General features: G+C 67.5%; 22 protein-coding genes. 4 read left to right on the top strand and 18 right to left on the bottom strand.

The window, feature by feature from the left end:
• Nucleotides 1-142: 142 nt before the first annotated feature.
• On the bottom strand, nucleotides 143-1,354 hold the full coding sequence (locus AC5JCN_RS23000) for an adenylate/guanylate cyclase domain-containing protein (RefSeq protein WP_495757421.1): 1,212 nt from the start codon (nucleotides 1,352-1,354) through the stop codon (nucleotides 143-145).
• Nucleotides 1,351-1,713 (bottom strand): MmcQ/YjbR family DNA-binding protein, encoded by a 363-nt coding sequence (locus AC5JCN_RS22995; protein WP_495757420.1) that lies wholly within the window; start codon nucleotides 1,711-1,713, stop codon nucleotides 1,351-1,353. The genes AC5JCN_RS23000 and AC5JCN_RS22995 overlap by 4 nt, the downstream gene beginning before the upstream one ends.
• A 346-nt stretch (nucleotides 1,714-2,059) precedes the next feature.
• On the opposite strand from AC5JCN_RS22995, the gene AC5JCN_RS22990 reads away from it, so the two are divergent.
• The gene (locus AC5JCN_RS22990; RefSeq protein WP_495757419.1) at nucleotides 2,060-2,911 is read left to right on the top strand and encodes an SIS domain-containing protein; all 852 of its coding nucleotides are present in this window, start codon (nucleotides 2,060-2,062) and stop codon (nucleotides 2,909-2,911) included.
• Nucleotides 2,912-2,914: 3 nt separating this feature from the next.
• Here AC5JCN_RS22990 and AC5JCN_RS22985 read toward each other — a convergent pair whose 3' ends face one another.
• The 9 genes from AC5JCN_RS22985 to AC5JCN_RS22945 form a co-directional block, all read right to left on the bottom strand.
• The gene (locus tag AC5JCN_RS22985; RefSeq protein ID WP_495757418.1) at nucleotides 2,915-5,305 is read right to left on the bottom strand and encodes an aldehyde dehydrogenase family protein; all 2,391 of its coding nucleotides are present in this window, start codon (nucleotides 5,303-5,305) and stop codon (nucleotides 2,915-2,917) included.
• 10 nt (nucleotides 5,306-5,315) lie between these two features.
• Nucleotides 5,316-6,335, bottom strand: a complete 1,020-nt coding sequence (gene deoC, locus AC5JCN_RS22980) for a deoxyribose-phosphate aldolase (RefSeq protein ID WP_495757703.1) — start codon at nucleotides 6,333-6,335, stop codon at nucleotides 5,316-5,318.
• A 31-nt stretch (nucleotides 6,336-6,366) separates the two neighbouring features.
• Nucleotides 6,367-7,365, bottom strand: coding sequence for a sugar-binding transcriptional regulator (locus AC5JCN_RS22975; RefSeq protein ID WP_495757417.1), 999 nt, complete (start codon nucleotides 7,363-7,365; stop codon nucleotides 6,367-6,369).
• On the bottom strand, nucleotides 7,355-8,881 hold the full coding sequence (locus AC5JCN_RS22970) for an FGGY-family carbohydrate kinase (RefSeq protein WP_495757416.1): 1,527 nt from the start codon (nucleotides 8,879-8,881) through the stop codon (nucleotides 7,355-7,357). Before AC5JCN_RS22970 ends, AC5JCN_RS22975 begins: the two co-directional genes overlap by 11 nt.
• A gap of 20 nt (nucleotides 8,882-8,901) precedes the next feature.
• On the bottom strand, nucleotides 8,902-9,918 hold the full coding sequence (locus AC5JCN_RS22965; protein ID WP_495757415.1) for a galactitol-1-phosphate 5-dehydrogenase: 1,017 nt from the start codon (nucleotides 9,916-9,918) through the stop codon (nucleotides 8,902-8,904).
• 123 nt (nucleotides 9,919-10,041) lie between these two features.
• Nucleotides 10,042-11,544, bottom strand: a complete 1,503-nt coding sequence (locus AC5JCN_RS22960) for a xylulokinase (RefSeq protein ID WP_495757414.1) — start codon at nucleotides 11,542-11,544, stop codon at nucleotides 10,042-10,044.
• Between the two features lie 13 nt (nucleotides 11,545-11,557).
• On the bottom strand, nucleotides 11,558-12,544 hold the full coding sequence (locus AC5JCN_RS22955) for an ABC transporter permease (protein WP_495757413.1): 987 nt from the start codon (nucleotides 12,542-12,544) through the stop codon (nucleotides 11,558-11,560).
• 1 nt (nucleotide 12,545) lies between these two features.
• Nucleotides 12,546-14,051, bottom strand: coding sequence for a sugar ABC transporter ATP-binding protein (locus tag AC5JCN_RS22950; RefSeq protein ID WP_495757412.1), 1,506 nt, complete (start codon nucleotides 14,049-14,051; stop codon nucleotides 12,546-12,548).
• A 79-nt stretch (nucleotides 14,052-14,130) separates the two neighbouring features.
• Nucleotides 14,131-15,099, bottom strand: coding sequence for a sugar ABC transporter substrate-binding protein (locus AC5JCN_RS22945; RefSeq protein WP_495757411.1), 969 nt, complete (start codon nucleotides 15,097-15,099; stop codon nucleotides 14,131-14,133).
• A gap of 273 nt (nucleotides 15,100-15,372) precedes the next feature.
• Here AC5JCN_RS22945 and AC5JCN_RS22940 point away from each other — a divergent pair, with 273 nt between their 5' ends.
• The gene (locus AC5JCN_RS22940; RefSeq protein ID WP_495757410.1) at nucleotides 15,373-15,996 is read left to right on the top strand and encodes a glucose-6-phosphate isomerase; all 624 of its coding nucleotides are present in this window, start codon (nucleotides 15,373-15,375) and stop codon (nucleotides 15,994-15,996) included.
• Nucleotides 15,997-16,032: 36 nt separating this feature from the next.
• Nucleotides 16,033-16,977, top strand: coding sequence for a shikimate dehydrogenase family protein (locus AC5JCN_RS22935; RefSeq protein ID WP_495757409.1), 945 nt, complete (start codon nucleotides 16,033-16,035; stop codon nucleotides 16,975-16,977).
• Between the two features lie 66 nt (nucleotides 16,978-17,043).
• Here the strand turns inward: AC5JCN_RS22935 and AC5JCN_RS22930 are convergent, their stop codons facing one another.
• The 3 genes from AC5JCN_RS22930 to AC5JCN_RS22920 form a co-directional block, all read right to left on the bottom strand.
• Nucleotides 17,044-17,460, bottom strand: a complete 417-nt coding sequence (locus AC5JCN_RS22930; RefSeq protein WP_495757408.1) for a GFA family protein — start codon at nucleotides 17,458-17,460, stop codon at nucleotides 17,044-17,046.
• A gap of 77 nt (nucleotides 17,461-17,537) precedes the next feature.
• The gene (locus AC5JCN_RS22925) at nucleotides 17,538-17,996 is read right to left on the bottom strand and encodes an SRPBCC family protein (RefSeq protein ID WP_495757407.1); all 459 of its coding nucleotides are present in this window, start codon (nucleotides 17,994-17,996) and stop codon (nucleotides 17,538-17,540) included.
• Entirely contained in the window at nucleotides 17,993-18,316 is a 324-nt protein-coding gene (locus AC5JCN_RS22920) for an ArsR/SmtB family transcription factor (protein ID WP_495757406.1), read from the bottom strand. The genes AC5JCN_RS22925 and AC5JCN_RS22920 overlap by 4 nt, the downstream gene beginning before the upstream one ends.
• Before the next feature lie 128 nt (nucleotides 18,317-18,444).
• Here AC5JCN_RS22920 and AC5JCN_RS22915 point away from each other — a divergent pair, with 128 nt between their 5' ends.
• On the top strand, nucleotides 18,445-18,690 hold the full coding sequence (locus AC5JCN_RS22915; RefSeq protein ID WP_495757405.1) for a BrnA antitoxin family protein: 246 nt from the start codon (nucleotides 18,445-18,447) through the stop codon (nucleotides 18,688-18,690).
• 116 nt (nucleotides 18,691-18,806) lie between these two features.
• On the opposite strand, the gene AC5JCN_RS22910 is transcribed toward AC5JCN_RS22915, so the two are convergent.
• The 4 genes from AC5JCN_RS22910 to AC5JCN_RS22895 are packed head-to-tail and all read right to left on the bottom strand — an operon-like array spanning nucleotide 18,807 to nucleotide 23,168.
• Complete coding sequence (locus AC5JCN_RS22910; protein ID WP_495757404.1) at nucleotides 18,807-20,009, bottom strand: CaiB/BaiF CoA transferase family protein; 1,203 nt, start codon at nucleotides 20,007-20,009, stop codon at nucleotides 18,807-18,809.
• Nucleotides 20,006-21,199 (bottom strand): ABC transporter substrate-binding protein, encoded by a 1,194-nt coding sequence (locus tag AC5JCN_RS22905; RefSeq protein WP_495757403.1) that lies wholly within the window; start codon nucleotides 21,197-21,199, stop codon nucleotides 20,006-20,008. Before AC5JCN_RS22905 ends, AC5JCN_RS22910 begins: the two co-directional genes overlap by 4 nt.
• The gene (locus AC5JCN_RS22900) at nucleotides 21,196-22,098 is read right to left on the bottom strand and encodes an SMP-30/gluconolactonase/LRE family protein (protein ID WP_495757402.1); all 903 of its coding nucleotides are present in this window, start codon (nucleotides 22,096-22,098) and stop codon (nucleotides 21,196-21,198) included. The genes AC5JCN_RS22905 and AC5JCN_RS22900 overlap by 4 nt, the downstream gene beginning before the upstream one ends.
• Nucleotides 22,095-23,168 (bottom strand): ABC transporter ATP-binding protein, encoded by a 1,074-nt coding sequence (locus AC5JCN_RS22895; protein WP_495757401.1) that lies wholly within the window; start codon nucleotides 23,166-23,168, stop codon nucleotides 22,095-22,097. The genes AC5JCN_RS22900 and AC5JCN_RS22895 overlap by 4 nt, the downstream gene beginning before the upstream one ends.
• Between the last annotated feature and the right edge of the window lies 1 nt (nucleotide 23,169).

The raw sequence follows: 23,169 nt of genomic DNA, 5'->3' as shown, positions 1-23,169 counted from the left end.
CTCCGCCTCCGGATCAGGTGTGGGATCATCCCCACGCAGATCCAGACCGGCGGACCGGCCCGTTTATTCCCTGGCCGAGCCTCGACGGAGCGGCCCAGCGGTCACGGAACGGTGAAGAAGGCTGGAGTGGCGGCGTTCTCCCCTACTGGGGATTGCCGGGTTCGCCTGGCGCGAAGAGCCGCACGCTGCCGGAGACGCCGCGCAGCTCGAAGGTGCCGAGATCACGCAAGGGCCGGGTGCATCGTCGCGCGAAGCGGTCGGAGACGACCAAGTTCACGCCCAGTTCATCGCACAGCTTCTCCATCCGGCTTGCCTCGTTCACGGCTCGCCCGATCGTCGTGAAGTCGAGGCGCTGGGACGTGCCGACATTCCCGTAGACCAGCGCACCGAAATGCAGTGCGATGTCGACGGCAAACGCCATTCCGGCGGGGCTCTCTCCACCGTGGAGGCCGGTCAGGCGCGCATGCGCCTCGACAGCCGCGTCCAGCGCCCTGTCGCATTCGGACGCGCCAGCTGGAGCGCAAGGGAAGATGGCGATGAAGCCGTCACCGGTGAACTTCAGGATCTCGCCGCCTGCCCCGGTCACGGCCGATCCCAGGGCGTCGAGCGACGCGTTCAGGGTGCGCACGACTGCGAGCGGATCTTCCCGGTCCGCGGTGGTCGTGAAGCCCTTGAGGTCGGCGAGCAGGATGGCGGCCTCGATCACTTCGCTCTCGCCGCGCCGGACCATCCCCTGGATCACGCGGCCGGCGCTCATTTCGCCGAGATAGGCGCCCAGCACGTCGCGAAATGTGCGGGACAGATTGAGCCTGTAGGCCGCCAAGCCCAGCGCGGGAACAAAGCGGTCGAGGTGGTCGATCTCTGCCTGGGTGAAACCTCCGGCCTGATCGGTCGTAAAGGAGATCGCGGCGCCCATCAGGGCCGTCGACGCGACGAAAGGGACGGTGCGGAGCAGGTAGTCGGTACCGCCTTGCAACCGGAGTTCGTCGAGCAGCGTGAACTCGGCGCAGCCTTCGCCCTGTGCGATCCGCCATCGTCCGGCGCGCTGGTCGAGTTGCACCAAATGGTTGACCGGGCTGCGGAGAAAAATGCGGTCGCCTTCCGGTCCGTGCGGCTGAGCATAGATCGAGCTTCCATCGCGCTTGTGCCAGGTGAAGCTCAGGGACCGGAAGTTCGGATCGATGGTGGGCGTGGCGATGTTGGCGCGCCAGATGGGCACGCCGTGGCCGGCGAGCGCCTCGCAGAACCCAGAAAGCAGGGCTTGCCCGTCCTCACTCGCGGTCGCCGACCGGATGAGCCAGTCGATCAGGTCGGCCGGATCGGGAAACACCCTGCCCACGGACCCGCCGATCATCGCCTCGCCCCGTCCGACCCTCGCGCCATGTCGTAATCCGCGATCTGCCGCTTGCCGGCGATCGATCGCCAGCGTCTGTCGACGAATGGCCGCAGCCGGTCAGGTGTCAGCCGGGAAAGGCGCGCCAGCACGATGGGATAATCCGTGTAGTGCGGCGTCGTGTGGAACAGCTCCGGGTCGGCCTCGATCATCATCTCGCGCTCGTCTCGGGGCACGTCGTGAAGGGTCAGGCTGCAATCTTCCGGTCTCAGCCGCGTCAGCAGCTTCCCCCTTACCTTCAGCGCGGGGGTTCCATAGCTCGTCGCTTCCTCGACCCCGGGAAATTGCTTTGCAAGAGCCACCACGTCGTCCCAGGTCACGGATCCTCCCCGATCGACTCCGTTGCGAGGTCGGCCGAACCGATCGTACCCTGGAATCCGGGCCTTCCCGCCGCTGCAGCTTACTGCAACGGGAAGAGGTGGTCATAGTCGCCTGCACGCTGACAACAATCCGGCACCATCGGGCGCTCTGTCCCTGACCCGTCCTTGCCGCGTGCACGTTTGAGCGATGTGCTTTTCGCGCAGGCCGTCGGTTCGTCGCCCCGCATCGCAACGACCCCGCATGCTTCGCCCTTGGATGCCAACCTCGTTCCAGCCTAGTCTCGCGCCCATGGTTGATCCGCAGACCCTGCCCGAGGCACGCCCGGTCGCTTTTTCAGACCGGGGCATGCAGAACATCCTCGAAGTTGCGCGCTCGGCGCATTCCACGCTGCGGAAGTCCGAGCGGAAGGTGGCCGATCTGGTGCTGGCGGAGCCCAAGCGGATCGTGCGCATGACGCTGGCCGAGACGGCGCTCGGTGCGGATGTGAGCCAGCCCACCGTCATCCGCTTCTGCGTGGCGATCGGATGCGAGGGGTTCCAGGACTTCAAGCTTCGCCTCGCCCACAGCCTTGCCCTGGGAACACCGGCCACCCATTCCGTGCTCGCGGATTCCGATCCACCCTCAGAGGTGGTCGACAAGATTTTCGACTACACGCTCACGAGCCTGGACTGGGCCCGCACCCACCTGGACAAAGAAGCAGTGGCGCGGGCGGTGGACCTGCTTGGACAGGCGACGGCGATCGAGTTCTTCGGCTTCGGGGCATCCGGTATCGTCGCCGCGGACGCCCAGCAGAAGTTTCCGCTGTTCGGCGTGCCCTGCGGCGCTCAGTCCGATTCCCACCAGCAGTTCATCGCAGCGGCCATGCTGAAGCCGGGCAGCGTCGCGGTGGTGATCTCGAACACCGGGTCGACCCGGTCGGTGATCGAGATCGCGCGCACCGCACGCGAGAACGGCGCGAAGGTCATCGGGATCACCGGGGCGCAGACCCCACTCGGCCGCGAGTGCGACGTGACACTGGTCGTGGAGGCGCTGGACAACACCAACATCTACACGCCGACCATCTCGAGGATCGCCGCGCTCGTGGTCGTCGACATCCTCTCTACGGCCGTTGCGCTGCGCCGCGACGCGGCACACGTCGATCGCTTCCGGCAGATGAAGAAGCGCCTGCGGGAGCTGCGATCGAGCGAGCGGCTCTGACGCTCACTCGCCGTAGGGGACCCAGATCGTCTTCACCTGCGTGGCCCGGCGCAGATAGTCTGCCCCCTGCCCTTCGCCGTCCGACAGCCAGTTTACGTCCCGGCACGCCCAGACCGGCTTGAGATTGCCGGCCGAGGCCTTCTCCACGGCGGCGGCTCCCTCGCGGGGACCGTGGTACCAGAGCGCTGCGACATCGTCGTGGTCGGCCAGCGTCCTCGCCAGCTCCTCGCGCGGACCCGTGACGATGTTGACGACCCCGCCGGGCACGTCCGACGTATCGAGCACCTGGTAGAAGTCGGTCGCGGCGAGCGGATGCAGCTGCGACGGAACGGCAACGACGCGGTTGCCCATTGCGATGCAGGGCATCACCATCGACACCAACCCGAGCAGCGGCGCCTCGTCGGGGCAAAGCACACCCATTACCCCGAACGGCTCCTGCAGCGCCACCGTGAGGTGGCGCGACCGGGTCGCATGCACCCTGCCATCGAACTTGTCCGCCCAGGCAGCATAGAAGAAGGTGCGGCGTATCGCGGTCTCGGTCTCGGCCAGCGCACGCTCCGCGGTCTGGCCGATGGAGCGAAGGCGGCCGACGAACTCGTCCTTCCTCGCCTCGAGGTTCTCGGCGATGAAGTATAGCACCTGCGCCCGGTTGTGGCCGGCAAGCCCGCCCCAGCTGCCGGCCTTGGCCGCCGCCTCAACGGCATTGCGGACATCCTTGCGGTTGCCGAGGCCCGCGAGCCCGATCGTCCCCGACGGGCCCTTCACAGCATAGCTGTAGCCGGAGTCGGGCCGGGCCTGCTTGCCACCGACATACAGCTTCGCGGTACGATCGATGGCGACGACCCCCGGCGCCTCGACGGGATCGCCAAAGGCCGTGTCGAAGGCCGGCGTCGCCAACTGCCCGACATCGCCGAGGGCCTTCTCCCAGCCCGGAACGAGGTACTCGTACAGACCCTCGCGCCCGCCTTCGCGACCGAAGCCGCTCTCGCGATAGCCGCCGAAGCCGGCAGCCGCATCGAAGATGTTGGTCGAGTTGATCCAGACCACGCCGGCCTTGACGCGAGCCGCCGTCTCGAGCGCCAGGTCGATGTTCTCCGACCAGATCGAGGCCGCGAGGCCGTAGCGCGTGTTGTTGGCGAGCTGGACCGCCTCCTCCGGCGTCCGGAACGTCATGGTTGCCGCCACGGGACCGAAGATCTCGACCTCGCTGACCGACGATGCCGGCGAGACGTCCACGAAGATCGATGGCGGGAAGTAGGTCCCGCCCGCCGGAAGCGCGCAAGCGGACTGCCAGAGCGTACCGCCCTCCTCGACGCCCTTGCCGACGAGGGTCCGGATCCGTTCGAGCTGCTCCGGCGCGACGATCGCGCCCATGTCCGAGGACTTGTCGAGCGGATCGCCGACACGCAGCGTGTCCATGCGACGCCGGAGCTTCTGGAGGAAGCGCTCCGAGATCCCTTCCTGCACGAGGACGCGAGAGCCGGCGCAGCACACCTGGCCCTGGTTGAACCAGATGGCGTCGACGACGCCCTCGACCGCGCCGTCGATGTCGGCATCCTCGAAGACGATGAACGGTGACTTGCCGCCGAGTTCCAGCGAGAGCTTCTTGCCCGTTCCCGCCGTGGCCTTCCGGATGATGCGGCCGACCTCGGTCGAGCCGGTGAAGGCGATCTTGTCGACGCCGGAATGCTCGACGAGGGCCGCGCCGGTCGCGCCATCGCCGCAGACGACGTTGACCACGCCCCGCGGCAGGCCGATCTCGCGGCAGATGCCGGCAAACGCCAACGCCGTCAGAGGCGTGAACTCGGCCGGCTTCAGCACCACCGTATTGCCGGCTGCAAGGGCCGGCGCGATCTTCCACGCGAGCATCAGCAGCGGGAAATTCCACGGGATGATCTGCCCGCAGACGCCGACCGGCTGGTAGCCGGGAAACTCGGTCTCCAGAAGCTCGGCCCAGCCGGCGTGGTGGTAGAAATGACGGGCCACCAGCGGCACGTCGATGTCGCGCGTCTCCCGGATGGTCTTGCCGTTGTCGATCGCTTCCAGCACCGAGAGGAAGCGCTCACGCTTCTGGACGTGCCGGGCGATGGCGTAGAGGTAGCGGGCGCGGACATGGCCCGGAGTGGCAGACCAGCCGGGGTAGGCTGCCCGCGCAGCCTGTACGGCGGCATCGATGTCGGCCGCGCCGCCCTGGGCGACACGGGCGAGCGGCGTTCCGCGGCCCGGCTCCCCCACCTCGAAGGTCGCGCCGTCGGCGGCGGAGGGCACGAACTCGCCTCCGATGAAATGGCGGAAGCCGTCGGCGTGGCTCGCGATCCAGTCGCGGACATGGGTGTCGGCTTCCGGCGCCGGGCCGTAGTCCATGGTCTTCAGAACGTCCCTGACGGTCGGCACGGGCGGCTCCTCAGGCGAGAGCGTGGTGGGAGGAGGCCGAGTAGCGGCCCGTGAGGAAATGCTCGAGTTGGCGCTCGATGTCGTTGAGCATGGAGCTCGCGCCGATGCGGAACAGGTCTGGCTCCACCCAGCGGCGACCGAGCTCCTCCTTCATCAGGATGAGCCAGGATACGGCGTCCTTGGCCGTGCGCAGCCCGCCGGCGGGCTTGAAGCCGACGGCCTCGCCCGTCAGTTCGCCATAGTCGCGCAGGGCGCGCACCATGGTCAGGCTGACCGGCAGCGTGGCGTTGACGTCCTCCTTGCCCGTCGACGTCTTGATGAAGTCGGCGCCCGCCATCATGGCGACCATGCTGGCCTTGTAGACGCTGCGGAGGGTGCGCAGGTCACCGGTCGCGAGGATCGCCTTCAGGTGAGCGTCGCCGCAAGCCTCCCGCATGGCCCTGATCTCGTCGTAGAGGCCGGCCCAGTCCTGGGTGAGCACCTGGGCACGGTGGATGACGATGTCGATCTCGCGCGCCCCCATGTCGACGGCGTAGCGGATCTCGGCCAGGCGCTGCGGCAGCGGCGTGAGGCCGGCCGGGAAGCCGGTCGCGACGGAGGCGACCGGGATGCCCGAGCCTTCCAGCGCCTTCACGGCCGGCCCTACCATCGTCGGGTAGACGCAGACCGCGCCCACCAAGGGCGGCTCGTCGGCGAGCCCCAGCCCTTCCACGATATCGGAGCGCAAGGGCCGCTTGGCCTTGGCGCAGAGCCGCTGGACGCGGCCCGGCGTGTCGTCTCCGGCAAGCGTCGTCAGATCGATGCACTGGAGAGCCTTCACCAGCCAAGCGGCCTGGTATTCCTTCTTCACCGTCCTGCGCGTGCCCAGCGTTCCGGCGCGGCGCTCCGATGCCGACAGATTGACCTGCACCGCGTCGAACCAGTCGACGCGGAGCGGCGTGCCCTCGTTTCGCCGGTGCGGCGCGTTGGACAGCGACACTTCGCTGCCGGCCGGGAGCACGACGCTGAGAGGCGGTGAGGCGTCGGGCAGCTTGGCCGCCGGCCTGCGGGTCTTTCCGGTTCTATCCATGGTCCGCATCGTTGAGGAGGAAGAGGGCGGTCTGCTCGTCCGTGACGAGCACGTTGACGTAGCCGGCGCGCAGGCAGGCGCGCACAACACGGTGCTTGGCCCGGCCGGCCGCAACCCCGATCGAGAGATCGCGGTCGCGGCAGCGGGAAAGTTCGAGGCCGATGGTACGGGCGTCGAGATCGGCGTCGACGATGGCGCCGTCCTCGTCGATGAAGCGGCTGAGGATGTCGCCAACCGCGCCTTTCGCCTGCAGGTCCTCGGCTTCCGCTTCGGACAGGAAGCCCGACTGGACAAGCACGCTGTCGGGGCTGATCGCGCCCATGCCGAAGCAGATTACCGGGGCCCGCGCCGCCATGGCGAGCACGCCGGCCAGGGTCGGGTCGTTCTCGAGAGCGGTCCGTGTCGCCGCCTGGCCGAGGATCGCCGGCACGGGAAGCAGCGTCGCCGTCCCGCTCGCCGACTGGGCAAAGCGCTCGGCGACATTGTTCGTCTGCGCCGCGGTGGACCGCACAGTGGTAGCGCCGTTCAGCAGCACGACCTCCATGCCTTCGTTCCAGAAGGGCGGAAGGTGATGCGCGACCGCGCTCATGGTGCGTCCCCAAGAGACGCCGATCAGCGAAATCCGGCCGAGCCCGGCGAGAAGCCTCGCTGCGGCCTGGGCCACCCGGTCGAGCTGGAGCGCTGCGTCGAGGTCCTGCGTGACGGGCACGACGACCGCGTCCCGCAGTCCCCACTGTTTTGCGAGGCGGCTCTCTAGATCCGGCTTGCGCGGAGCGCGCGGGACGATCTCGATGCGGACGATGCCCGTTTCCCGGGCCTCTCCGAGCAGCCGGCTGGCCTGCCAGCGGGTCAGGCCGAGCTCCTTGGCGAGCTCGCCCATCGTCATGTCCAGCTCGTAGTATCGCTTCGCGACCTGGATCATCAGCAGCTCGCGCTGCTCGGGCGAAAGTCCCCGAAACTGGACCTCGCGATCGATGTTCTCAACCGACATGGTTCGGTCTCCGCAGCTGACGCTCGGCCAGGCGCCGCGCGACCGGCGCGAGAAGTTCGGTCAGTTCCAGGTACTCCGCAAGCATCTCCGCATAGATGGCGTGGGCAGCAGGGTCCGGTTCTATGGTCGTCGTGGGCTGCACCACGGCAGAGGCGGCCTCGAACAGGTCGGCCACGAGACCGGCGCCCGCCGCTGCCGATGCGGCGGTGCCGACGATGGTCAGGTTGGCGTTCGACGAAAGCTGGACCGGCATGCCGATGGCGTCCACCGTCGCGCGCAGCCAGAGACGGTTCTTGGCGTAGCCGCCCGAACTCACGATCCGCCTGCAGGGCGTGCCGAGCGCCTGCATGTGCCGGATGACGTTGGCGGACGCCAGCGCCACGCCTTCCACCGCGGAGCGGTAAAGCGCGGCCCGGTCGTGCGACAGCGAGAGACCCACCACGGCTCCCCGGAGGAGCGGGTCGCGGAAGGGCGTGCGGTTGCCCATGAAATAGTCGAGCGAGAGAAGACCGGACCCGCCGACGGGCAGCGCCTCTGCCTCGCGCCAGAGTTCAGCGAGCCCGGCGGCATCGAGGCGGAACACGTCCTGGGACCACCACGACAGCACGCTCCCCGCCGAGACTTGGCCGGCCTCGACCAGCCAGTAGCCATCGACCAGCGCATGCGGGTACGGACCCCAGAAGCCCGGGACCGGTGCTTCTTCAGCCAGCTGGAACAGGCTGGCGACTGACGTACCTCCGATCGACAGAAGGTCGCCGGGCGCCAGCGTATCGGCACCGAGGACGCCCATATGGGCATCGATGCCGCCCTGCGCGACGACGGGCCGGTTGCTGAGCCCGAGATGATCCATGGCCCCGGCGCTGAGGCTGGCGATGGCGCCGCCGACCGGCACGATCTCTCGCGGCAGCTTGCTGCCGAGGTCCGGTACGCCGAACTCGGCAAACACCTCGTCGTAGAAGCGCTTGCGGACCGAGTCGTAGTTCCACTTGCAGGTGGCGTTCATGCGCGACCCGACCCAGTGTCCGGTCAGCATGAAATTGACGTAGTCCAGGCACTCGCAGATGACCTGCGCCCGCGCATAGGTGTCGGGCTCGTTGCGGGCGAGCCACATGGCCTTGGGAACGAGCCATTCGGCCGCGTCGCCGCCGCCCGAATAGGCCATCACGGGATGGCGGGAGCGGGCCGTGGCGTCGGCCTCCGCCGCGGCCCGGCAGTCCATCCACAGCAGCGCCGGGCGCAGCGGCACGCCGTCGCGCGTGCACACCACGACCGTCGATGCCGTGGTGGCCGCGCAGATCCCCAGGATTTCCGGCCCGCCGAGATCGCGCATCAGTGCGCGGGTGGCCCGGCCCGCGGCGTCCCACCAGTCGGTGGGGGACTGTTCCGCCCAGCCTGGCCGCGGGAAACGGGTGGCATAGGCCTCCTCCCGCTCGCCCAGCACGGCGCGCCGGTCGAGGTCGAATACCCCGACGCGGACGCCGCCGGTGCCGAAGTCCAGGCCCAGGAGCCTTGCCATGTGGTCCTCCCGCCCCGACCTCAGGGCCGGAACATGACCTTGGAGAAGAAGTCGTTCTTGCCCTTGAAGGTCTCGAACATGCCCGGCAATTCCTCCAGCCCGAGTTCATGGGTGATCATGAACTCCCACCGCAGTTCGCCCGAGCAGAGCTTGTCCAGCGTCACATGCCATTGCGGTCCCGGATAGGGAGCGCCGAAGGAGTTCCAGGCGCCGTGCAGGGACACCTCCTGGCGCAGGACGTGCTGGAATGTCCTGTTCTCGAGGGGGACCTCGCCGACCGGGATGCCGATGAACACGACATGGCCGCCAGGCGCAGCGAGGCGAGCCGCCAGGTTGATCGACGAGGGATGGCCGGCAGCCTCGACGATGATATCGCAGAGCAGGCCGGGCGGAGGAGCGTCGGTGACGAGAAAGGCGTGGGTGGCGCCGGCCTCGCGCGCCATCTCGAGCTTGCGCTCGGAGACATCGACCGCGACCACCTCAGAGCACCCCATCAGCTTCATCCATTGGATGGCGAAAAGCCCGATGGGGCCGCAGCCGATCACGCCGCCGCGCTGGCCGACGGTGGGCGGGGCCTTCCAGATGGCGTGGAGCGCGATGGAGGCCGGGTCGGTCATCGCCACGGCGCGTGGGTCGGCACCGGCCGGCGCCCGCAGGAGATTGCCGACGGGGACAGCCACGAACTCCGTGTAGGCCCCGTCCCTGCGGCTGCCGAAATAGTCGTAGTCGCGGCAACGCGAGAAATTGCCGGTCGCGCATTGGTCACAGACGCGGCACGGGATCATCGGGGCAACCCCGACAAGGTCGCCTTCCGCGAAGTCCTCCACGCCATCGCCGAGTTCCGCGACATGCCCTGAAAACTCGTGCCCGCAGATGATGGGCATCCGGTGCGCGCCCTTTGTGAGCATGCGCGGCAGGTCCGACCCGCAGACCCCGACGGCGGACACACGGAGAAGCACCTCGCCCGGCGCGGCGGAAGGCTTGGGCACGTCCTCCATCCGGATGTCCCCGGGCGAATGCATCACTGCGGCACGCATATCGGTCTTCTCCAACCCTTACGGAGCACTGTGGCGTTGAACCACCTTAGCACATTTGTGCGTACTGCTCCCATTTGTGAAACTAAGCACAGCCACTTTCCATTTCAAAGCCGGGCGTCCGGTTCATTGCGCGATACTGTCGAGATCGTCGTAGAGGGCCTGGCTATGATGATAGAGACGGTCGAAGACGGGCTGCATCCGCGCGTAGCGGTCGACCCATTCGGGGTCGGGCGCGATCTCTGCCTCGTGTCGCACGAGCGCAGCCACGGCATCCTCGAGCGATGCGAAGTGGCCAGCCGCCGTCGCGGCCATGGCGGCGCAGCCGATTACGCCGCACTCCGCCTCGCGCGGAACAAGAACGGGAACCCCATAGACGCTGGCCTTGATGCGCAGCCAGAGCTCGGTCTTCGCGCCTCCGCCGGAGGCGATGACCCGATCAATCCGCTGACCTGTGGCACGCTGCATGATGCCGAGGTGCCGGGCGGCCGCAAAGGCGACGCCCTCCATCACCGACCGGTGGAGGTGCGCAAGCCCGTGGGCTGCGCCTAGGCCGAAGAACTGCGCCCGCGCATTGCGGTGCTCGCCCAACCGCTCCCCCGCGAGATAGGGCAGGAAGAAGAGGCCATCGCTCCCGGCCGGAGCCTCGGCTGCCTTGGCGACGATCTCCTCATAGCCGAGCGCCCGCTCGTGGAAGGCCCTGCGGGCCCACCGCATCGCGTCTCCACCGGTTTCCAGCAGGACGAACGGGCCCCAGTGCCCCTCGACGGTGGCAACGTTGCAGATTTCGGGATCGATCAGCGGCGCTTCGGCGATCAGGGTGAGGATGCACGAGGTACCGGTGACGTCGGAGACGAGACCGGGGCTGCATGCGCCAGACCCCAGAAGCGCCACCGGGTAGTCGGCCCCGCCTACCAGGACAGGGATGCCCTCCGGCAGCCCCGTCGCACGGGCGGCTTCAGCCGTCACTGTGCCGAGTATGTCGAGCCCGTTGCGGATGGGCGGGAGCTTCCGGGTATCGAGGCCGAGCCGGCCGGCAATGTCCGCCGACCACGAAAAGCTCCGGGGATCCATGAGAAAGCTGCAAGAGGCATCGCCGGGATCCATCGCCCGCTCGCCCGTCAGCCTCAGGTTCACGTAGTCCTTCGGCATCAGGACCGTGGCGGCGGCGTCCCATGCCGGCCGGTCGTTCTCCCGGATCCATGCCATCTTGAAGCCGGGCCAGGCCGGCGCGGCCGGGTTGGCCGTCGCGCCGAGGTAGCTTGCGGCGGGGTTCTCGCGCTCGAACGCCTCGACGAGGGGGACGGTGCGCTTGTCGTTCCACAGCGGGGCGGTCGTGCGCGTCAGGGCACCCGCCTCGTCGATGAGCACGGTTCCGTGCATCTGGCCGCAGGCACACACCGCGGCGATCCGGTCGCCGGCGCCGTCCACCGCGTCCAGCACGGCGCGCGTGGAGTGCGCGACGCCGTTCCACCAGTCGTCCGGCCGCTGCTCGGCCCATCCGAACGCCGGGACGATCTGGGCGTATTCGCGGCTGGCGATGTGCAGGATGCGCCCCGACATGTCGACGAGCGCAGCCCGGGCGCTGCCGGTGCCTACGTCGATCGCCAGTGTCAGGTCGCGCGGCATCGTCTGGATCCGCTCAGTGCTTCAGAGAACCGGTGGAGTACTGGATCAGCATGGCCACGAGGATGATGAGGCCCATGTAGACCTGCTGGTGGTAACCCGGCACGCCGGCGAGGTTCATGATGTTGGCGATGATGCCCATCACGAGCGCGCCGAGCAGCGTGTTGATGACGCCGCCGCGGCCTCCCATCAGGCTGGCACCGCCGATCACGACCGCCGCGATGACGTTCAGTTCGGCGCCGACGCCGACTTGCGCGGACCCCACTCCCGTCCGGGCCGACGAGATGATCCCCGCCACCGCAGCGAGCACGCCGGAAATCACGTAGACCGCCATGACGTAGCGCGCGACGGGAATGCCGGAGAGCCGCACCGCCTCCTCGTTCGAGCCGATGGCCGTGATGATGCGGCCGAACTGCGTGAACTTGAGGATGACGCCGCCGACGATGAACACCGCGAACATCAGGATGACCGGCTGCGGAATCCCGAACAGGAAGCCGGACCCGAAACTGTCGAGCGCCGCGCCACCATCACCCAGCGGAATGGGCCGGCCGGCCGAAATGATCAGCGAGAGGCCGCGGGCAATGGCCATCATCGCCAGCGACATCACGAAGGACGGCAGCCGCAGATAGGCCACGAAGAACCCCGTGACGAGGCCGCAGGCAGCCCCGGAGAGCAGGACGAGGACGATGCTCACCCCGGTGCCGTATCCGGAGTTGGCGATGAAGTAGGCGACCAGGACGCCACCGAGCGCCGAGATCGAGCCCACGGACAGGTCGATGCCGCGCGTCAGGATGACGAACAGCATGCCGACCGCCATGATCCCCGCCCCCGAAGCCACCTGCCTCAGCACGTTGAGGATATTGTTGGCGGTCAGGAAGCTGCTGGACCACAGGCTCGCCACCACCACCAGGACCAGAAAGATCCCGAGCGTGCCGAACCGCTGGACGACCTCCGCCACGCTGATGCGCGAGCGGTGTTCCGGGTTTTCCGCAGCGATTGTCATGTCAGCTCACAGCCTCTGCGCTCTCGGTCCGCCGGATCATGGCCAGCGAAAGCAGGTTCTCTTCGGAATAGTCGGGCGGCAGCAACTCGCCGCGGATCTCTCCCTCGCCCATGACGAGGATGCGGTCGCACAGGCCGAACAGCTCCTGATGCTCGGACGAGATCACCAGTACGGCCTTGCCGCCCTCGGCCAGCCGGTTGATGAGCGCGTAGATCTCGGTCTTCGCACCGACGTCCACACCGCGCGTCGGCTCGTCCAGCAGGATGACCTCGCCATCGGCATGAAACCACTTGGCGAGCGCCACCTTCTGCTGGTTGCCCCCGGACAGGCTCGACACGGGTGCCTCGATGCTGGAGGCCTTCAAGCGCAGGCTCTTGCCGAGATCGGAGACGAGGCGGCGTTCCGCACCCGTGCGCAGGAAGCCGAGGGCGTTCACCACCGAGGTGAGGCGTGCCATCGTGGCGTTCACGCGGATCGGCTTGTCGAGGATGACGCCCTGCTGCTTGCGATCTTCCGGCAGAAGGCCGATGCCGGCCTTCACGGCATCGCGAGGCGAACGCAGCCTCAGGGGCTTGCCGTCGAGCACGACGGACCCGCTCGCCAGCCTGTCCGCACCGAAGATCAGCCGGGCCACCTCGGTCCGGCCGGAGCCGACAAGGCCGCCCAGCCCCACGATCTCCCCTGCCCTGACGCTGAGCGAGACGTTCTTCACCATGCGACCCGCCGAGGCCGACTGCAGGCTGAGACGCTCGGCACCGATCGTCCGTTCGGCGCGGTCGGGGAACATCGCGTCGAGCGAACGGCCGACCATCATGCGGATGACCTGGTCAATGGTGACGCCGGACGCCGGCACCGTGCCGACGCCCAGCCCGTCCTTCATGACTGTGATCCGGTCGGCGATCTTGAAGACCTCCTCGAGCCGGTGTGAGATGTAGACGATGCCCACGCCCTGTGCACGGAGCGAGCCGATGATCGTGTGCAGGCGCTCCGCGTCCTGGGCCGAGAGCACGGCCGTGGGCTCGTCGAACACGATGATCTTGACGTCGCGCGACAGGGCCTTGGCGATCTCGACAACCTGCTGGTGCGCGACCGCGAGACGCCCGACGGTCTGCGCGGGGTCGATGGAGAAGCCGAGGCGCCGGATGAGATCGGCGGCGCGCCGGTTGAGCGAGCCCCACGAGATCACCGGGGGCAACTCGCCGAGGAAGATATTTTCGGCCACGGTCAGATCGGGAGCCAGCGCCAGTTCCTGATGGATGACCGCGATACCGAGGGCGCGGGCGTCACGCGGATCGCGGAAGACCACCTTCTCCCCGCCGATCTCGATCTCGCCGCTGGTCGGCTCCATCTCGCCGCCGAGAATGCGCATCAGGGTCGACTTGCCGGCGCCGTTCTCGCCCAGCAGCGCATGCACCTCGCCGGGACCGACCGTGAAGTCCGCCCCCTTGAGCGCCTGGACGCCCCCGAAGGACTTGGTGATCGCGGTCAGTCTGACGAGATCGGTCATGTCCGTCTGTTCTCGAGGGAAAGGGTGACGGCGGGTTCGCCGCCGTCACCTTCACTGCCGGCTGGACCGGAATACTGCCTCAGAAAACCGCGTTGGGCTTGTAGTACTGCTCAACGTTTTCCTTGGTGATGACCGCGGGCGTCGTCAGGTACAGCTTGGGGAAGTCGCCCGGCAGCGTGCCGTTGAGGGCCTTGAGGCCGACATCGACGGCGGTGCGTGCGACGAGGTCGGGATCGTTGAGGCCCGTCGCGCCGTACTTGCCTTCCTTGATGGCGGCGAGCGCCTCCTTCTGGCCGTCGGCCGCGGCGAGCACGAGCATGTCAGACTTGCCGGCCGCCTTCAGCGCCTTCATCGCGCCGAGGACCATCGAGTCGTTCTCGCCGAGGACGACGTTGGCATCGGGATGAGCGGTGATGAGGTCTTCCATGGCCTTCAGGCCACCCTCGTCGGCCCAGCCGCCCCAGCCCTGACCGACAACCGTGAAGCCGGACTTGCCTTCGTTGGTGAGCTGACCTTCCACCACGCCCTTGAACACGCCGAGACGGCGGTCACGGCCGACTTCGTTGCCCTTGTCGCCGGAGAGCAGGATGATCTTCATCGGCTTGCCCTGCATCGTCTTGGCGAGCCACTGGCCGACGAGATAGCCGTTCTGGTCGTTCGACGAGCGCACCTGTGTGACGACGTTGGCCTTGGTGTTGATGCTGGAATCCATCACCACGACCTTGACGCCCTTGGCCGTCGCGGCGTTGGCGGTGCTGACGAGGCCCTCGGGGTCACGGGGGTTGAGGATCAACAGGTTGATGCCCTTGGACAGCATGTCCTCCACGTCGGAGATCTGCTTGCCCATGTCGTTCTGACCGTCCGACGTCGACACCTCGCAGCCAGCCTTCTTGGCCTGGTCCGCTGCGGCAGCGACCTGCGCGGCGAAATAGGGGGCGTTGAGCGTGTACATGGCGACGCCGACCTTGCAGTCGGCCGCCTGGGCAGATCCGACGGTCCCAGCGGCCAGCGCCGTCGCAACGAGCAGCCCCGCGATCTTCAGCTTCATGGCGATCCTCCTTCCCGTTCCATCTTGGAGGGTGTGTGCAACGGGTGGTGTAGCGTAAGAACAGGCATAACCGGCAGTCAACCTCTGCAAATTCTAAATTTGTGCAATCATCGCACCGATGTGAGAATATTGCGTCGCACAAGATGCGATGCTGCGCTGCAAACGTGAGATGCATTCACATCGGAGCGGCTGCCAAGTCTCTGCTGCGAGAATTATGTAGCATAACTACATGTGGGAGCTATCCTGGTTGCGTCTTTCAGGGGAGGAAGCAGCATGATGCGTGAGCCCGGCATCTGCGTCGTGGACGTGCAGAACGGTAAGCTGCGTGGAGCGACAAACCGCTACGTCAAGACACTCAAGGACCTGGACGGGCTGTACGAGGACGGAGACGCCTACCAGAGGGCACTCGGCGCACTCGGTGACACGGTCGTCTACGAGGTGACGGACTACAAGCCGTCCAGTGATCCTGGCGACATGATCATTGGCGTTACGCGCATGCTCCCCGGCAAGGTGGGCCGGGAGTTCTTCATGACCCGCGGCCACATCCACGCCAACCCGAACCGTCCGGAGATGTACTACGGTGAAAGCGGCACCGGGCTCATGCTGCTGGAATCGCCGGCGGGGGAGATCCGCCTGGTCGAGATCGGGCCGCGGACCATGTGCTACGTCCCGCCCTACTGGATCCACCGGTCGGTCAATACCGGCCCCGGCGAACTCGTGATGACTTTCGCCTACCCCGCCGATTCCGGGCAGGACTACACCATCATCGAGACGGCCGGCGGAATGCGAAGCCGCATTGTGGACGACGGCAAGTCCGGCTGGATGGCGGTCGAAAACCGCAGCTACCGCCAGCGACCGCCGGAGTTGGTGGAGGCAATCCTCGCCAAGCGCGGCTGAGGCCGAACTTCACCCTCAAACATGAAGGCAGGTCTCGTGACGTCCTACACTCCGGCCACCCGGCCAACCCTCTACTTCATCGGGGTGACGACGACGAAGAGCTCCATCATGCGTGTCTTCCCCCGCTGGGCGGAGCGTCTGGGCATAGGCGACGCCGAGATCAGGGGGATCGACTTCCCGCTGCACGCAGACCCGGCTTCGTACCGCGGCGCGGTCGAGTTCATCGCCAGCGATCCCCTGTCGCTCGGCGCACTGGTCACGACCCACAAGATCGACCTGTTCAAGGCCTGCCGGGATCTTTTCGACGAGGTTGACCCGCTGGCAGCGCTGATGGAGGAGACGAGTTGCATCTCCAAGCAGGGGGGCCGTCTCGTCTGCCATGCCAAGGACCCGATCACGTCCGGCCTGGCCCTCGATGGCTTCCTCCCCGACGGCCACTTCGCGTGCACCGGCGCGGAATTCCTCGTGCTCGGCGCCGGGGGCTCCGCCATCGCAATGACGTGGCACCTCATGCAGCCCCGGCGTTCGGCCGACCGCCCGTCGCGCATCATCGTGGCGGACGTAAATGCACCGCGGCTGGCCGAGATCAGGCGCGTGCACGAGGAGATGAGTGCGACGGTGCCCGTCGACTACCACCTCGTCCGGTCCGCCGCGGAGAACGACACCATCGTCTCGGGCCTGAAGCCGGGCTCGGTGGTCGTGAACGCTACCGGGCTGGGCAAGGACGCTCCCGGCTCGCCTCTCACCGATGGCGCAAGGTTTCCTGAACACGGGATCGTCTGGGAGCTGAACTACCGCGGAGATCTCGTCTTTCTCGCTCAGGCGCGCGCCCAGGCGGCAGCCCGGGCGCTCACCATCGTCGATGGCTGGACCTACTTCATCTTCGGCTGGACGCAGGTAATCGGCGAGGTGTTCCACGTGCCGGTGCCGACCGCCGGCCCCGGGTTGGACGCCCTGTCGGCGGTTGCAGCCGAGGCCTGAGCCTGGACGATGCTCATCTCCCGCCGGTCGGACCTGATCGCGACGTCAAACCGATGTTGCGCGGGTTCAGGCGTTGGGCATCGTCTCGAAGCGGGGGAGACTGGGGTCGAGGTAATCCCAGGCGTGCCCACGCGACGCGTAGGTCACAACCTGCGGCGCGAAGCGGGCCGGGTCGTCGAGGCTCGCGGCATGGATCGTGAACAGGTCGGGCATGGCGGCAAAGGTCAGGAACACGGGCGAGCCGCACGCGGGGCAGAAGGCGTGGCTCTTTACGCCGCCGCTGTCGGCGACGATCTCCCGCCGCTTCGCTTCGCCCGTCACCGTCACCTGCGCGCGTGAAGGGAAGGTGAGGTAGGAGCCGTGCCCGGTGCCGCTCACCCGCTGACAGTCGCGGCATTGGCAGTGATTCATGAAGATTGGCTCGGCCGTGATCTCGTAGCGCACGGCGCGGCAGGAACAGCCGCCGGTGAAGGGGTCGCTCATGGCAGTCTCCTCAGTCTGATTGACCTTCGCCGAGCGCCCAACGGGGCGTCCGGACGACTTGCGCCGGGGGCGCGCCGTCAGTCCTGCCCCGCGACAGCGTTGCCCAGGGCCGGCACGACCTTCTTCCAGCCGTTGCCCATGGTCTCGAGCGCCGACTGGTTGCGCGGCACGACGAAGCCGGCATGGACGAGGCGAATGCGCGTCCCCTCCGCCGTCGGGGTCAGGGTCCAGCTGACGGTGGTGTCCAGGGGCGCGCCATAGCCAGTGTTGTCGGGGTGCCCACCGCGCCAGCTGTAGACGAGCCGCTCGTGGGGAACAGCCTCCAGGACCTCGCAATGGATGACACCGTCCCAGGCGCCTCCAGCCTTGGTCTGGAAGGTGAAGCGCGTTCCCGGCACGGGCGCGAACCCGGTGGGCGCCATGAACCAGCGGCCAATGAGGTCGCCCGTGGTCAAGGCCTGCCAGATCGTCTCCGGCCGGTGCGGGAACGTCTCCTCGACCACGATCTCCCGCGTGGCAGTTGCGGCTTCGCTCATGGATCGATGTCCTTCAGGAGAGTGCTGAGATCGGCGAAGCGCTCGCGCCAGAACGCGCCGTAGTGGCTCATCCAGTCCACCAAAGGCTCCAGCCCTTCCGGCCGTGCGCGGTAGTAGACATTGCGCCCCACGGGCCGCTCCGCAACGAGACCTGCCTGCCTCAGCGCTTTCAAATGCTGGGAAATGGCGCCCTGCGTGACCCCACTGCCGCGGGTCAGCTCGACGACGGTGATCTCACCCGAGCCGATGATGCGCTCCAGCACCGCGCGGCGGGTGGGAACGGCCAGGGCCTGCATGACGGTGTCGACGGGATCGAGCATGCAAATAGATTAGCTTCGACTAATTCATGAGTCAATGCTGATTGTTTGTTCGTCCGGTCAGGGCGCTGTAGCATTCCCGGATGCACGGCCGGGCTGTATCGGTGGCCCGCTTCCCTGGAGAGACCCGCATGGCAAACCCACCCATTCGCCGCCGGCCGACCGATCCCCTTTCGATTGCAGAAGCCGTCTTCAAGCCGGCTTCCCCGCCAGCGCCCGATCCCGTGCGCGAAGCCAAGCGCGCGATCCCCGTTTCGAAAGAGCAGGTGTCGATCAAGCTCGACAGCGATTTGCTCGCGCATTTCCAGGAGGACGGTCCGGGCTGGCAGGAGCGCATCAACGACGCCCTGCGACACTACGTGGCCAGCCGGGCGTGATCGCACGATCGGTCCTCGCGACCAGGCCTTGATGGCCTCAGACTAGATCAGAACCGCTGCCCCCCGGCTTGGGACGGACGCTACGCCACAGTGGCGTCTCCTGGTGGGACCACGCCTCAGTCCTTCGCCACTCCGATTACGCCGCGGCCTTCAAAGTCCTCGATCCGGTCCGGAGCAAAGCCGAACTCGGCGAGGATCTCGGCCGAGTGCTGCCCGACGAGGGGAGCAGCCCGTTCGATGGCCGGAGGCGTCTCGCTGAGCTGGACGACGGGTCCGACCACCTTCACGGTCCCGGCCTTCGGGTGCTCGTAGGACGTGATGACGCCGCGGTGGCGAACCTGCTCGTCCTCCGGGACCTCGAGATGGGACTTCACCTCGCCGCACCAGATGTCGACTGCCAGCATGGCGTCCAGGAGGTCCTTCCTGATCCACTTGCGCGTCTCGGCCGCGATCTTCTCCCACACCTCGTCACGCTTTGAGAAAAGGATCTCGGGGCTGTCGTACTCCAGCAGTTCGGGCTCGCCGAGCACGCCCACCAGCTTCTTGAAGGGGCTCATCGCGATCGTCACCCAGCCATCCTTCGTGGGGTAGACGCCAAAGGGTGCGTCCATGCCGGGATGGCCTATGCCCGAGTTCGGGCGGGCGAAGTTCTCGTTGAAGTTCATCACCCAGACCATCTCCTGGTTCTGGTGCTGCAGGAGGCCGGACATCAGGTCGATCTTGATCTCCTGCCCCAACCCGGAGCGCTCGCGCCAGTAGAGGGAGGAGAGGATGGCGTAGACCATGTTCATCGCGCCGACCTGGTCGGCGAAGCCGGCGCCGACGGGAACCGGCGGCCCGTCGGCCCGCCCGGTGGCCGCGGCGAGGCCGGTCAGGCCCTGGATGAGCATGTCCTGCCCCGGCCGGGACAGGTACGGCCCGCTGTCGCCATAGCCGGACCCCGAGCAGTAGATGACCCGCGGATTGATGGCCTTGAAGTCCTCGTAGCCGAAGCCGAGCTTGGCCAGCACGCCCGGACGGAAGTTCTGCACGACGACGTCGGCCTTGCGCCCGATCTCGTAGAGGATCTCCTTCGCCTCCGGCGCCTTCAGGTCGACGGCAAGCGAGCGCTTGTTGCGGTTCCAGGCCAGAAAATTCGGGCTCTCCGTCCCGCCCACCCAGCGGTTCTTGAACGTCATCGTCCGGAACAGGTCACCCTGGCCGGGACGCTCCACCTTGATGACGTTGGCGCCCATGTCGCCGAGGAGCTGGGTCGCGAAGGGGCCCTGGAGGAGGTGGCTGAAGTCCAGGACGGTGACGTCTTGCAGGGCCTTGGTCATGGCGATGGGTCCGCTCGTTTCAGTGAGGCGCGTTCGACAGCGCGCGCGTAGGTGTCGTTGGCGTCCTGGATCACGGAGGAGGCCTTGCCATCCCCGGCGAGGAAGCGATGGACGAGGTCTCCCATGTGCTCGAAGGCATGGATGAAGCCGTCGAAGCGGGGGCGCAACCAGGCCTTGTCGAGGGTCTCCAGGGTTCCGGAGAAGAACCCGCCCGCTTGCCTGTCCACCTCGGCACTGGTCCAGGCCGCGCGCAGCCCGGGCTGGCCGCCGAAGGCGAAGTAGTCGCCGGCCTGGTGTCCCGGCGTGTGTACATGGCGGAGATAGGCGACCGCGGCCTCGACGTTCGCGCAGGACGAGGAGATCGCGCAGCCCGCTCCCCCCAGAATCGCGCCGGCCGCCGGATCCGGCCCCGGGCCAGCGATGGTGGTGAACCGGATCGGCTTTGCCACGCCGAGGCGTGAATAGTTGGAATAGCCGAAGGCGAAGGGCACGTAGACGATGTCGTCGCCCGTACTCATCGCGTCGTAGGTCTTGATGGGGTTCCAGCCGGTCGATGCGGGATGGGCGAGCGCCAGGATCTCCCGCAGGCGGTCGAGCACGGCTTCGAACACATCCTCCGGCAGGAGGAACGGCGTGTCCGGCCTGATCGGCGTCCCCATGTTGGCGCTCATGGTCGCGACGAGGCAGGCCGCGTCGCTCTGGCAGGCCGGCATGGCGAGAAAGAGCCCTCGCCTCCTGGCGTCGCGTCCGAGTTGCAAAATGTCTCCGAACGTTCGCGGCGGGCCTTCACGGCCGAGACTGGCCAAGAGGTCGGGCCGGTAGCTCGCAACCTGCGCCGCTGAGTCGGTGGGCAGCGCCCAAACCCCGCGTCCGAAGCGGTAGGACCGGGTGGAGGGTCCCACGCTCTGCTTTTCCAGCATCGCTAAGAAGGCCTCGCCGAGCAGGGGCTCCAGGTTCAGGAGGCAGCCGGTCGCCTCTGCGCGGCCGCAGAACGGATGGTCGACGACGATCAGGTCGAAGTTTCGGGCGAGATCCTCCACCGGCTGGACGCCGAAGTCCCGCAGGCTGCGCCGGGTCCAGCTCACCTCGATGCCGGGATGCGCGGCGGCAAAGCCGGGTGCACCCTTGTCGAGCGGGTCGAAGCCGCGCGGGTGGTCCCACGTCATGCCACGCAGGCGGATCGTGCTCATGCGTGCTTCTCCCGGCCGAGCCTGCCGGCGAGCGGTTCGGCATGCGTGTCCGTCTCGATCCGCGTGATGTGCCAGCGGCCGAGATTGGCGGCGTAGAGCACGGACCCGTCGAAGGCGATGTTGGTGGGATGGCACAACAGCGTCGCGTGCGGATCCTCGATCAGCACCACGGCCTTGCCTTCGGCCGTAATCCTGAGAACGCGCGAAGGCTCGTAACAGGACACGTGCAGCACACCCTGCCCGTCGACGGCGATGCCGTCCGGCAGCCCCGGCAGGTCCGTGGCCGCGCTGGTCCGTCCGGCAGCCTCGCCGTCGGCACCAATGGAGATCCGGCTGACGCGCCGGCCAAACGTCTCCACGACGAACAAGGCGTCGCCCGCTGGCGACAGCGCCATGCCGTTCGCGAAATCCATCGGATCCCGGCACCAGAGCCGTCCGCGGCCGGACGCGAGATCGAAGCGCCAGACGCCGGGCCCCTGCTCGCCGAAGCCGATGCTGTCGCTGACATAGAGAACCCGGCGTGCGGGATCCACGACAGGGTAGTTCGGGATCCGGATTGCGCCCTCCGTCTCTAGCCGTGTCAGGCGGCCCGTCGGGATGTCGACCCGCAGAACGGCGGCATTTCGCTGCTCGCAGACGTAGAGGGTGTCGGGCCCGTCGAAGGCGAGGCCGAGGACGAAGCCTTCGGTGGACGCCACCTTCTCGACGCCGGAACCGTCGGGCGCAATGCGGAGCACGTCTCCATCGGCATTGCCGCACCACACCGATCCGTCCGGCGCCACGGCGACCCCTTCGGGATGATGGATGCGCGGGGTCGAATACTGCCCGTCGAAGAAGACTGCAGCGCGGGACAGATCGAGGAGCGGCGCCCCGGCCGCGGGAAAGCGAGGCGCCGTCATGCCGCCCTCCCCATGGCCGGGATCCCGGGCAACCGCTCGCCGCCCGGACCGAAGAGGTGCAGCGCCTCGCGGCGGAAGCTGATCCCCACCGTGTCGCCCATGCGGGCCGGACAGTCCTTGTCCGCCTTCACGACGACGAAGTCGTTGCCGACCTTCACGGTGACCAGGGTGGCGTCGCCGAGCAACTCGGCGGTGAAGACCTCGGCCCTGATGTCGGCCTTCTCCGGGGCCTCGATCCGCAGATCCTCCGGCCGCTGGCCCAGCGTCACACGCCCGGAGGCAGAGACCGGGACATCGAGTGAAAAGGCCGGATTCTGCAGGGTGCCGGAGCTCGCCTCGCAGGGAATGAGGTTCATGGGCGGGCTGCCCAGGAAGCCTGCGACGAACGTGTTCTGGGGACGCTGGTAGATGTCGAGCGGCGTGCCGACCTGCTGCGCCTTGCCCTGCGACAGCACCACGACGCGGTCGGCGAGCGTCATCGCCTCGACCTGGTCGTGGGTGACGTAGATGGTGGTGGTCCCGAGTTCGCGCTGAAGGTGCTTCAGCTGGGCGCGCATCGAGACGCGCAGCTTCGCGTCGAGGTTGGACAGCGGCTCGTCCATCAGGAAGAGCTGTGGCGTGCGCACGATGGCGCGGGCCAGCGCCACGCGCTGCCGCTGGCCGCCCGAGAGCGCCGCCGGCTTGCGGTCCAGGTAGGTCTCCAGCTCGACGCGTCCGGCCGCTTCCCGCACGCGGCGGGTCCGCTCGTCCGGCGCGATCCTGCGGACCTTCAGGGGGTAGCCGATGTTCTCGGCCACCGTCATGTGGGGGTAGAGACCGTAGTTCTGGAACACCATGGCGAGGTCGCGGTCGCCGGGCGACAGGTCGTTGACCATACGTTCGCCGATGAAGATCTCCCCGTCCGTCGGGTCCTCGAGACCCGCGATCATGCGCATGGTCGTCGTCTTCCCGCAGCCGGACGGACCGAGGAACACGATGAACTCGCCATCGGCGATGTCGATGGAGAAGGACTCGACCCCAACCACGCTGCCCCAGCGCTTCGAGACGGACCTCAGGGTGACCGAGGCCATG

The organism is Alsobacter sp., from assembly GCF_059501845.1.
The sequence above is the reverse complement of the archived record's forward strand: the minus strand, read 5'-3'. Positions and strand labels throughout refer to the sequence as shown.